At 44.1% G+C, this 10918-nt stretch carries 12 protein-coding genes; 9 read left to right on the top strand and 3 right to left on the bottom strand.

The features are described 5' to 3' along the window. Window positions 1–1448, top strand: a 1448-nt coding sequence (locus tag QUB08_RS30315; protein WP_333229805.1) for a glycosyltransferase, incomplete at its 5' end; no start/stop codon positions are given. On the opposite strand, the gene QUB08_RS30310 is transcribed toward QUB08_RS30315, so the two are convergent. From QUB08_RS30310 to QUB08_RS30300, 3 genes are all read right to left on the bottom strand, one after another. Further along, window positions 1411–1548 (bottom strand): hypothetical protein, encoded by a 138-nt coding sequence (locus tag QUB08_RS30310; protein WP_333229803.1) that lies wholly within the window; start codon window positions 1546–1548, stop codon window positions 1411–1413. The two genes, QUB08_RS30315 and QUB08_RS30310, sit on opposite strands and share 38 nt — an antisense overlap. 519 nt (window positions 1549–2067) lie before the next feature. Then, complete coding sequence (locus QUB08_RS30305) at window positions 2068–2886, bottom strand: FkbM family methyltransferase (RefSeq protein ID WP_333229801.1); 819 nt, start codon at window positions 2884–2886, stop codon at window positions 2068–2070. Window positions 2887–3167: 281 nt separating this feature from the next. Beyond that, window positions 3168–3674, bottom strand: a complete 507-nt coding sequence (locus QUB08_RS30300; protein ID WP_333205032.1) for a hypothetical protein — start codon at window positions 3672–3674, stop codon at window positions 3168–3170. Between the two features lie 137 nt (window positions 3675–3811). Between QUB08_RS30300 and QUB08_RS30295 the strand changes: the two genes are divergently transcribed. The 8 genes from QUB08_RS30295 to QUB08_RS30260 all read left to right on the top strand — a co-directional run bounded on the left by QUB08_RS30295 (window position 3812) and on the right by QUB08_RS30260 (window position 10865). Beyond that, window positions 3812–4054, top strand: coding sequence for a hypothetical protein (locus QUB08_RS30295; RefSeq protein ID WP_242720156.1), 243 nt, complete (start codon window positions 3812–3814; stop codon window positions 4052–4054). 313 nt (window positions 4055–4367) lie between these two features. Further along, window positions 4368–5450, top strand: a complete 1083-nt coding sequence (locus QUB08_RS30290; RefSeq protein ID WP_333229806.1) for an ATP-dependent 6-phosphofructokinase — start codon at window positions 4368–4370, stop codon at window positions 5448–5450. 275 nt (window positions 5451–5725) lie between these two features. Beyond that, entirely contained in the window at window positions 5726–6148 is a 423-nt protein-coding gene (locus tag QUB08_RS30285; RefSeq protein ID WP_333229799.1) for a thioesterase family protein, read from the top strand. 99 nt (window positions 6149–6247) lie between these two features. Then, complete coding sequence (locus QUB08_RS30280) at window positions 6248–7846, top strand: slr1306 family protein (RefSeq protein WP_333229797.1); 1599 nt, start codon at window positions 6248–6250, stop codon at window positions 7844–7846. Between the two features lie 111 nt (window positions 7847–7957). Further along, on the top strand, window positions 7958–8566 hold the full coding sequence (locus tag QUB08_RS30275) for a Uma2 family endonuclease (protein ID WP_333229795.1): 609 nt from the start codon (window positions 7958–7960) through the stop codon (window positions 8564–8566). A 197-nt stretch (window positions 8567–8763) separates the two neighbouring features. Next, window positions 8764–10248 (top strand): DUF697 domain-containing protein, encoded by a 1485-nt coding sequence (locus tag QUB08_RS30270; RefSeq protein ID WP_333229793.1) that lies wholly within the window; start codon window positions 8764–8766, stop codon window positions 10246–10248. Further along, window positions 10245–10487, top strand: coding sequence for a hypothetical protein (locus QUB08_RS30265; RefSeq protein WP_333229792.1), 243 nt, complete (start codon window positions 10245–10247; stop codon window positions 10485–10487). The genes QUB08_RS30270 and QUB08_RS30265 overlap by 4 nt, the downstream gene beginning before the upstream one ends. A gap of 30 nt (window positions 10488–10517) precedes the next feature. Beyond that, a complete protein-coding gene (locus QUB08_RS30260) occupies window positions 10518–10865 on the top strand; it encodes a hypothetical protein (RefSeq protein ID WP_333229790.1) in 348 nt (115 codons plus the stop codon). The last annotated feature ends 53 nt before the right edge of the window (window positions 10866–10918 follow it).

Genomic DNA, 10918 nt, shown 5'->3' with positions numbered 1-10918 from the left:
AATACGTCAATATACTTACACACAGAAAATCATTTAGGATTGCTCTAGATAGAGAAAATCATTTAGGATTGCTATATGTGCTGAAACTTGAAGGCGATTTTAAAGTTTCTGTTTACCGAGAATTTGATGGACAAAAAAACAAAGAAATAATTTCTGAAGAGAGCTTTGAGAAATGTCAATTCTCTGACCCTGTAAAAATCTCACCAATAAATCTCCTTCAAGGCAAAAAAGCGGGCAGAATATATTTTGAAATAACTTGTTCTAGTGAACAGGGTGAATTTAAAGGGGGATGGATAGCAACTGATCAAAGTAAAACTAGAGAAGCATCCTTGGGTATTGTAATTTGCACCTTTAAAAAAGAGGATTTCATACAAAATACATTAACTGCAATTTTTCAAGATGAATTGCTAGAAACCAAGGACTTTAAAGTATTCGTTGTTGATAATGGTATAACTTTAGATGAAGCTGATTTCGGAAAGCCAAAACTGAGGCTAGTTCCTAATATAAATGCGGGTGGAAGCGGTGGCTTTACTAGAGGGTTGGTCGAAGCTTTAGAGGAAAAAAAATATTCTCATTTTTTGCTTATGGATGATGATATAGAGTTAGAAAGTGAATGTATTTATAAATTATTTCCTTTGTATAAATACGCCAATTCTGATTTTGCTGTAGCGGGTGGACTCCTAAATTTACAAAAAAAGCATATGTTGTATGAAGCAGGAGCATCGTACAACGCCTATTCTAAAAATAGAGGATTTGGGCCTGGGGCATTAATTGCTTTAAATTATAATATCGATTTACGAGATTCTAATTCTCTCAACAGGTTGCTCAAGGAAGAAGATGTAGACTATGGCGGATTTTGGTTTTTCTCTTTTTCTAAGGAACTTGTTGAACAAACTCAATTACCGCTGCCTTTATTTATCAAAATAGATGATGTAGAGTTGGGTTTAAGAATAAAAGAGTTGGGCAATAAAATTGTAGCTTTTCCATCACTGGCGGTGTGGCATCAACCAGCTTCGGCCAAGAATGTAAATGGGGAAAATTATTATTATAGCCGCAAGGATTTAATAGCTTATTCCATCCATTATTCTCCCGAATATATGGATGCAGTTGAGCATTTGACAAAAGTAATACTTCAGGCTTTAGCAAAATTTGATTATAATCATGTAGAGATGGTTGTAAAAGCTTTTGAAGACTATCTAAAAGGGCAAGATTTTATCAAAAACTCTGATCCAGAAACCTTTCACATGAGCATTGTAAAGCTTAGTAAAAGCTATAATAACCAAAATGAGGTAGATAAATTAGCTGGTACTAACCTTTTGACTAGGTGGTTTAAAGTTGCTGCTGAAGGTATTAATGAATGGTCATCCGTAAGTACACAATGGAAAAGTGCTTCAAAGGAAATGACATCTACTATATTTTGGCAGCAATACCTTGGGCTAAAGAACTAGAACTGAGAGCCTCTATTGGTTGATGGTTGACAGCTTCGACTGCCAGCAACTCAACAATCCACCACAAAAGCGCCTTGGGATTAATTGTGGTAGTTGACACTCCCCCGTCACAGCGTAGGGCTGTTTCGGGGCAACCACGGGGGGTTTGCCCCTAGGGAAAATCAGGCTTTTGTAGGGGCGGTGCCAAGAGTGCCCGCCCTCACCCACAGATGATGTCATGGGCATTTCAGGCATCGGGGCAACCACGGGGGGTTTGCCCCTACGAAAAATCAGGCTTTTGTAGTTTCGGGGCAACCACGGGGGGTTTGCCCCTAGGGAAAATCAGGCTTTTGTAGGGGCGGTGCCAAGAGTGCCCGCCCTCACCCACAGATGATGTCATGGGCATTTCAGGCATCGGGGCAACCACGGGGGGTTTGCCCCTACAAGAAAATGAAACCGCCCTGCCGCATTAGGGCATTCCCACTTTCTGATATTCAATCGAAAGCCAATTTACTGCTGATTGCAAGCTTATAGACGGCAATAGCAGCATTTAGAAAACCAGTTTTTTAGATGTTGAGGATTAATTAAATAAGCGTGCCAAGTGCGACCCGGATTGGGTGTCAGATGGAAGCAACTTGAGTTAAATGATGACATAATCTTCGCCCAAAACAGCTTGAGTGACCTGTGGTTCCGGCTCTACTGGGTCGCTGTAATGAGTTTCAATGTGTTGGATGAAACTTTCCCGATAAGCTTTGAGATGGGAGTTAAGTGCTTCGATATCCTGCTCTCCTGTCGCGAAACTCCTCTCTCTTCTGAAGTGACCGGATTCCTTAACAAAAGCCATGTCAACTTGCCACAAAGCCTTATCAATCGGGCGATAGGACAAATCAACAATATCGTAAGCTGCAAATCCTTGAGACTTCATAAAACTCATTACCTCATACATCTGACCAAACAAAGTAACTTCTACAATTACATATTCAGTCTGCTGCAAAATCTCAGTTGCACCCGCTAAAACATTTAATTCCTGTCCGTCTACATCAACTTTAATTAAATACGGGCCTGGAAATTTTCTTTCCCTGCATATTCCATCCAGCGTAATTGCTGGTATGTTTCTCAAATAAGGATCGCTGCTGTCAGTAACGCGATTTTCAGAAACTGAAGAATGCACCATACCGGGACTGACGTTGAGGGTGAAAACTCCCGATTGTTTGCTCGCGGCTGCAATAATGTATTCTGCACTTTTGAGCTTGCGGCAAATTTTGGCTAGATAAGGTTCATTTTCGGCGATCGGCTCAATTAGCAAATGTCGCGAATCGGGGAAAGTTTCGTAAAGGTTAAAAGTTCCCAATGCGGCACCGACATCAATCACAGTTCTTGGTTGAAAACCTAACTTTTTAGCCAGCAGCAAGCTGCCTGACATCGAGTTTCTGAGAATTCCTGTTTGTTGTTGGCTCACAATTTTTTCCAGATTTCAAGGTGGATAAGGTTAATATTATGTCTGGCAGCAGAGTTATTGTATGTCCGAATAAAGAAACGAAGCAATCGCAAACCTCCGCGATTGCTTCCCTGCGGATCGCAATGACAGAAATAGGTTTCAACTGAGATATTGCACCATTCTCAATCAGTTTTTTAGGAATAGGCATCTTGCCTGTTCCACGAGTAAATTTTCTTGTGGAACAGGCCGGAAAGCCTGTTCTTGAGAATGGTGCAAGATGTGAGTTTCAACCCAACCTGCTATTATTTCGTGGATTTCTGCGCTTTGTTTTCCGGTTCTACAGATTGCAAAGCTTCGTCGAGAATTGCCCGTGCTTCTTCGGCTTTACTTCTAGCTTCTCGATAGCGGACGTTAGCTTGAGCAAAGTTTTTGAGAACCTTGAAACCATCTTTTAAACGGCCAATTTCTTCGGCCGTCACAGCCTCATCTGTAAACAAAATGTCGATCGCCGCCCGGATTTTGAGTGCTTCTTCGCGGGATTCCATGACTTTCAATTTGAGACTTGCCAAATTGCTCAAAATCTGCACGGCTTCAGTAATCGCGTCCTCGCCGTCAGACGCAGCATCTTCGATATCCTTAACTTCAACAAACTGCTTGGGCCCAAATCCCTCCACGAGTTCCGTAGGCAGCTTGCCCTCATCCATGAGATCCATCAGCCGATCCATCGCTTCTTCCCGGGCTTTGGCTGAATCTTTCCCCTTGACAGTTAAAATAATTTCGGGGCTTTGAGGAAGTGTATAGCGAACCATATTTTGACAGCCTGTGCGCGAAAACAATTGAATGATATTTTATCTTTATTCGATCGCCAGTTGCAGCTATCAATCTGCTCCCTTACCAACTGCTTGCCAAAAGTTGACAGATATGCACTCACAAGGAACGCTCCACCATGAAAGATAAATTTCTTAACTTACTTAACTTGCTTTTAGTAGCTGATGTGTTTTTCGTCTTTGCCATTTTTGGGTGGTTTGTGATCGCAGTAGCAGGTCGATCGACTGGGGTGAATCTCGGTTTTGATTTGTGGTACAGTCTCTGGCAGCCCGTATTTAATCCCGCCCTCGGAATTCTTATGGGCGGTGCTATTCTCAGCGGTATAATTAACCAAGTTTCTAAACGCCTCAATCCCAAGTAAAATTGATGTTTTGTTGGAGACGGTGATTGGCGATGCTACTTAGTGGGCGATCGAACTTGTGGAATGCTTCAGAGATGAGGCACTCAATTAGGTCGATGAAGCTTGAAAATACATAAGTAGTCAAAAACGAGTGAAACGCTCCCCAAAGGAGCGATATCTTATCAAAGCAATCACAAAAGTTATGATAGCTTTACATTCTGTTACAGAGTAAAGTTTATTTTCGCCTACCTATTTACGTCGAAAATCAGGATTGGACGATCGGCATCTAAAAATATCAACTCATGTTCTGAGCAACAAAAGTCGGGCATTAATTATGGGAGAACAAAAATGTATAGGTATCCTCACTAGCGGAGGTGACTGTGCAGGCTTAAATGCAGTTATTCGAGCCGTTGTCCACCGCGCAACGGGAACTTACAATTGGAAAGTGATGGGGATTCGTCAAGCCACCAACGGATTGATGAGTCGTCCCCCTGAAGCAATTCCGTTGGATATTGAGAAAGTAGACTCGTGGCTCACCATTGGCGGTACGATGCTAGGCACGACAAATAAGGGCGACCCTTTTGCTTTCCCGATGCCTGATGGGACTCTACGCGATCGTTCTGACGACATTATCGAAGGCTATCATCAACTAGGTCTGGATGCCTTAATTGGCATTGGTGGCGACGGCAGTCTCGCCATTCTCAGGAAGATTGCTCAACACGGCAATTTGAATTTAGTTGCTATTCCTAAAACTATTGATAATGATGTCGGAATTACCGAGCGTTCCATCGGTTTTGATACTGCTGTCAATATTGCCACTGAAGCACTCGATCGGTTGCATTTTACTGCGGCAAGTCACAGTCGCGTCATGATTGTTGAAGTCATGGGACGCGACGCTGGACATATTGCGATCAGTGCCGGAATTTCTGGGGGAGCTGATATAATTCTGATTCCCGAAATCCCTTACAAAATTTCCCAAATTTGTGCCCAAATCCAAGAACGCCAAGACCGGGGAAAAAACTACTGTTTAATTATAGTAGCGGAGGCAGTTCGCACGGAAGAAGGCGAATTAGTAATGCACACAAATCGCTTAGGTCAAAGTCGATTAGGCGGAATTGGTCAGTATTTAGCTGATACAATTTCTGACTGCAGCGGTGCAGAAACTCGCGTCACTGTTTTGGGGCATATTCAACGCGGAGGAACTCCTTCATCGCTAGAAAGGTTAATTGCTTCTGCTTTTGGCGTCGCAGCAGTTGATTTAATTGCCGAAGAGAAATACGACTGCATGGTATCTTGGCAAAAGCGGGAAGTTGTGAGCGTTCCTCTGGAAGATGCGATCGCCAAATACAGACCTGTAGACTTCGATGGTACTCTGGTTAAAACGGCCCGCGGTTTGGGAATTTGTCTGGGAGACTAAACAATTACCCGTCCGATTTCTCAAAGGTTTAGTCGGGGACGCACTCTGAACCACGAAACTGGGTTTTTCAACCGAGACTTAGGGTTTTAAACCAGTGTATTGTCGTAAAAAAACCAAGGTGATGACCGTCTGTGCTTCCAGGACTAAGATTAACCTGGAAGCAGTGACGTTTCAACTATTTAGTGTAACTTGCAATCAGTTCCGAGCGAGTATCGACCCAGAGCCCGATCGCACTCGGGACTACCAAATACCGCAACAAGTGGAAAGGTGAGAAATTGACACCATTTACTACAGAAATTAGAGTACGACATTATGAAATGGATGCTCTCGGTCACGTAAATAATGCTGTTTACCAGCATTATTTAGAACACGCTGCGATCGAACATTTAGAACATTTGGGATTTACTCTCGATCGCTACCGGGAATTGGGCGGCGTTTTTGTAATGCGACGGATAGAGATTGACTATTTGCGATCGGCAGCCGCGGGCGATCGACTGGAGATATCAACTTGGATCGAACAACTGCGCGGCCCGCGCGCCGTCCGCCGCTACGAAATTCGCTTACTTGGAAATGACGAAATATTGTTAAAAGCCGAGGCGCTTTGGGTTTGGGTTGAAGTTACCACCATGCGCCCGCGAGCAATTCCCAAACAAATAATTGATATTTTTGAATCACAATCTCAAGCATTACCAACCTAGGAAAAAGTTAACTCTAAAAGGGGCAAAATCCTGTAAAAATCTCTGGGTTTGTAGTGAGGGCTGAAGCCCTTCATTCCCCCTTTGTAGAAGTACAAAAAGTTGAGTGTCGCCGGGGCCGCAAATCCCGATCGCAAAAAGTCGGATCGCCCGCCTGCCAGTTTGGATGCCACAGAGGTACGATGGAAGAGAGGGAGGGAGGCCAAGCCCGGTAAGGTTAAGCTTGGCGACAATACCCAGAGGAAGGGAAAAATGACACTTAACTTGCGGCGACCGATTTTGATAGGCGGAATAGGACTTTCAGCAGCGCTGTGGCTGCTGGAAACTCTACAGCATTCGGGTTCAGAAATGGGCGAAACGGCACTCATCGGCTTGGCGGCTGCCGGTGCGGGGTATTGGTGGTGGAAGCAACAATCCCCCAAACTAGAACTCGCACTCCCACAACCCCTGGCCAACAGGGAAGCAGCCGAAAAAGCGATCGCGGCTTCAGAAACCGCAATTAAATTGCTGGCTTCAGAAGCTCAAAACTCCGCAGATCCTGCTAATCTAACAGCAAAGCTCGATCGGCTCAGAGCCGAATTAGATAGACAAGATTTACGGATTACCGTAACTGGCGGCAAAGCTGTCGGCAAAACTGCCTTAATTCAAGTTTTAAATTCTAATTGGGCCTCTCAACACCCGCAAAAGCTTAGTTTACAAGAAACAGCAGCGCTGTTTGCTAATACAAATGCCGATGCCAAAATCAACGGTGATTTAGTGCTGTTTGTAACAGCGGGCGACATCACAGATTCCGAATTTAAAACATTATCTCAGCTAGCGTCAGTAGGTCAGGGCGTGTTGCTAGTCTGGAACAAACAAGACCAATATTTGCCAGAACAGCAGTCGCAGGTTTTGCACTCTTTGCAGCAGAAAATGCAAGGAATATTGGGGACAGAAGAGATAATTGCGATCGCAGCTTCTCCCAATTCTATTAAAGTGCGCCAGCACCAAGCGGACGGCACATTTAAAGAACGGATTGAAAATCAAGTCTCTCAACTCGACGGGCTGACGGAAAGATTGACTAAAATCTTAACTGAAGAACGGCAACAGTTGGTCTGGGCGAGTGCAGTGCGGGAGGCTGCAAGTATCAAGTTAGAGGCCAAAACCTTATTAAATGCAGTCAGGCGCGATCGGGCAATTCCCATTATCGAACAATATCAGTACATCGCCGCCGCCGCCGTCTTTACTAATCCGGTTCCCGCTTTAGACTTGCTAGCAACAACCGCCATCAGCACCCAACTCGTAATCGATCTCGGCGCTATCTACCAGCGAAAGTTTTCCTTAGACCAAGCTAAAACAGTAGCGGCAACTTTGGCTAATCAAATGTTCAAATTGGGATTAGTAGAACTCTCTACCCAAACTATTACTGGACTGTTAAAAAGCAATGCCGTCACCTATGTAGCAGGAGGCGCAGTGCAGGGAATTAGTGCAGCATATTTTACCAGAATAGCAGGACTGAGTTTAATTGAATATTTCCAAAGTCAAGAACTGGAAAATGCTGCCCAAGGCATTTTCAATCTCGACCAGTTGACTAAAACTTTGCAAGCAGTATTTACGCAAAATCAGCAAGTTTCCTTCTTGCAATCTTTCGTCAACCAAGTGGCGAGTCGCCTTTCATCTCAGGTATCTGGGCCCGAAACCGTTAAGTCGGCGGCCAATTAAGTAAAATAAAGGAACAGGCATCTTGCCTGTTCCCCGACCGAACCAGGCAACCAGGTAATATTTTCCTTCTTCCTTCTGCCTTCTGTTATACAATCAAATAAAGTTTGCACGATGATACAAACTCAACCAAAAATACTAAGCTTTGAAGAATTTCTAGAAGATAAATCCGAAAACAGATGCTACGAACTTCACGACGGGGTAATGGTTGAAATGCAGCCCACAGGAGAACACGAAGATATCACAGCATACCTTGTTCAAGAATTTACACTGCTCTACACCCTACTGCAACTTCCATACCGCATTCCCTCGAAAGCCCTAGTTAAGCCACCAGCTAAAGATACAGGATATATCCCTGATGTTTTGCTATTAAACCGTCAGGCTTTAGCATCTGAACCCCTATGGTTGAAGTCAGCAACAATCACTCAAGGAACATCTATCCCGCTACTTGTTGAAGTTGTCAGTACCAACTGGCGCGACGATTATCTCAAAAAGTTGGCAGATTACGAAATGATGGGCATCCTCGAATATTGGATTGCGGATTATGCTGCATTGGGCGGAATACGTCATATTGGCGACCCCAAAGCACCCACCATCTCGGTTTGCCAGCTTGTGGACGGAGAGTATAGAATTACACAGTTCAGAGGGAGCGATCGCATTATTTCACCTACATTTCCCAATATGGAGCTGAACGTTGAGCAAATTTTCCGAGGCGGAGCCTAGTGTTAGGGAAAAGAACAGGCAAGATGCCTGTTCCACAAAAATTTTTTGTTATTGTGGCACGGGCATCTTGCCCGTTCAAGATTTTTTGGAAAACTCACCACTAAAAAATTATAAATTTATGAAAAATTGTATTAAAATAAGAAATAGGATTTATAATTCGACGATCAATTATACCTGCTTAAAAAAGCCGATCGCCAATGGCTGACAATTCCCTTCAAGAAAATCGCTTATCCCTTGCCCGCGCCAGTTTGCGCGAAGCCCTGGCGCGCTACTCCCACCTGCGCCAAGGGAAAAAAAACTCGAATAATACAGAATTAGAAGCGGCGCTGCAATATCAGCTAGATATCTTAACTTCCACCTCAGAAAAACTAGACTACAACATCATCCGCATTGCTACTTTCGGCTTAGTCAGCCGTGGCAAGTCAGCCGTATTAAACGCGCTTTTAGGTCACAAAATTCTGCAAACAGGCCCCCTCAACGGCGTGACTCAGTGGCCACGTTCCGTGCGGTGGAGTGTGCCTTTATCCTTCCTTGACAGCGAGGAATCCCCCCAACCCCCCCTTGCCAAGGGGGGGAAAGGAGGCGTGCAAGTTGAATTAATCGATACTCCCGGACTTGATGAAGTTGGCGGCGAAGTGCGCGGCGAAATGGCGAAACAAGTAACTCGCCAAGCTGACTTAATTCTGTTTGTCGTAGCAGGCGATATCACCCGAACTGAATATCAAGCACTTTGCGAATTGCAAACAGCTCAAAAACCGGTGATTTTAGTTTTTAATAAAATTGACCTTTATCCAGAATTAGACAGAAAAGCTATTTACCAAAGTTTGCAAGCGCTGGGAAATTCTGAAGAGTTAGCAGCCGCTGCGGTAACAGAGGAAACAGATAGCGAAAATTTGTCCGATCGCCCAAACAACCCATCTGATAAATCTACTGCAAAATCACCGCCTAAAACTTCCAAATCTTTAGAAATAGTCATGGTAGCCGCCGAACCAGCACCGGTGCAAGTGCGGGTGGAATGGTCTGACGGAAAAGTAACTAACGAATGGGAGTCGCCGCCCGCGCAGATAGACGAACTAAAAAATAAAATTCTCACAATTCTTAACAGAGAAGGTCGATCGCTTCTGGCTCTAAATGCGTTAGTTGAAGCTAGAGATGCCGAAGCAAACATTGCCCGTCACGTTCTCAAATTACGACAAACAGAAGCCGAAGATTTAATCTGGCAATTTGCAAAATATAAAGCTTTGGCTGTCGGTTTAAATCCAGTGGCATTCTTGGATGTAATGGGAGCAACTGTCGCAGATTTAGCCTTAATTCGCTCATTATCCAGACTTTACGGCTTACCCATGACTGGTTACGAAGCCGGGAAACTTTGGCAGACTATTTTCTCTAGTGCTGGCGGCGTACTTTTGGGAGAATTAGGTAGCAGTTTCCTCTTGGGATTTGGCAAAACTGCGGCCGCAGCGGCCCCGCACATCGGCTTTTCTACTTTTGCCGGAGTCGCTGTCACTCAAGCTAGTTTAGCAGCTTACGGAACCTACGCTGTCGGTCGCGCCGCCCAAGTTTACTTAGAAAAAGGCTGCACCTGGGGCCCCCTGGGACAAGATACGGTAATTCAAGAAATTCTCGCTACCATCGAGCGTAATACAATTATCGATCGCTTGCAGCAAGAGTTTAAAATATGACACAAACAACAGCCATTACTGAAATCATTCAAACTTTAGCAGATGTTGAATCTCGATTCAATATTACGCGAACTGAATCCGAGGGATTTTTCCCCGAATGGTATGCAGATTTACCCGAAATTACAGAAATCGATAAAGCCGCTCTCAATTTAATTCGGCGGCGATATCTTTATCATTTAAATGATGGAAGCCTTACAGAAGGAACCGTTACTCTAATCATGGGTTCGCATCTATTGTAACGAGCGGGTTTTTACGATCCACCTTTTAAAATGATGGCTGAAAAATCTGTACAAATTGTTTTAGATGACGAGGATGATGAAGTAGAAACTCTCAAGAGACGGATTGATGTTTTAGTGATGCAAAATCAGTTTTGGGTGACACTCTTAGAGTCGAAGCGCACCACCATTTCCGTAATGTCTGCACTTCCCCAAACACTAGCATACATGACCGCCAATCCCCGCAAGGATAGACCGAGTTTTGCTGCGATGACAAATGGCAGTGAAATTGTATTCGTCAAGCTAGACTTTCAGAATCCGCCTCAATATGACTTATCAAGAATATTTTCACCTGTTCCTCTAATGAACGAACTTTATACCCCACATTCCGCAGGTCTTTAAATAGAATTGATGGTTATAAAATTTAAAAATTCAAGCCTGAAGAGATTACTGGG

Origin of the sequence: Microcoleus sp. BR0-C5 (assembly GCF_036705045.1) — a bacterium.
GTDB lineage: Bacteria > Cyanobacteriota > Cyanobacteriia > Cyanobacteriales > Microcoleaceae > Microcoleus.
The sequence above is the reverse complement of the archived record's forward strand: the minus strand, read 5'-3'. Positions and strand labels throughout refer to the sequence as shown.

Excerpts from the sequence above, each read along its gene's own strand:
- QUB08_RS30300 (WP_333205032.1), bottom strand. The coding sequence starts at position 3,674 with ATGGTTCGCTATACACTTCCTCAAAGCCCCGAAATTATTTTAACTGTC.
- QUB08_RS30295 (WP_242720156.1), top strand. The coding sequence starts at position 3,812 with ATGAAAGATAAATTTCTTAACTTACTTAACTTGCTTTTAGTAGCTGAT.
- QUB08_RS30290 (WP_333229806.1), top strand. The coding sequence starts at position 4,368 with ATGGGAGAACAAAAATGTATAGGTATCCTCACTAGCGGAGGTGACTGT.
- QUB08_RS30275 (WP_333229795.1), top strand. The coding sequence starts at position 7,958 with ATGATACAAACTCAACCAAAAATACTAAGCTTTGAAGAATTTCTAGAA.
- QUB08_RS30270 (WP_333229793.1), top strand. The coding sequence starts at position 8,764 with ATGGCTGACAATTCCCTTCAAGAAAATCGCTTATCCCTTGCCCGCGCC.
- QUB08_RS30265 (WP_333229792.1), top strand. The coding sequence starts at position 10,245 with ATGACACAAACAACAGCCATTACTGAAATCATTCAAACTTTAGCAGAT.
- QUB08_RS30260 (WP_333229790.1), top strand. The coding sequence starts at position 10,518 with ATGATGGCTGAAAAATCTGTACAAATTGTTTTAGATGACGAGGATGAT.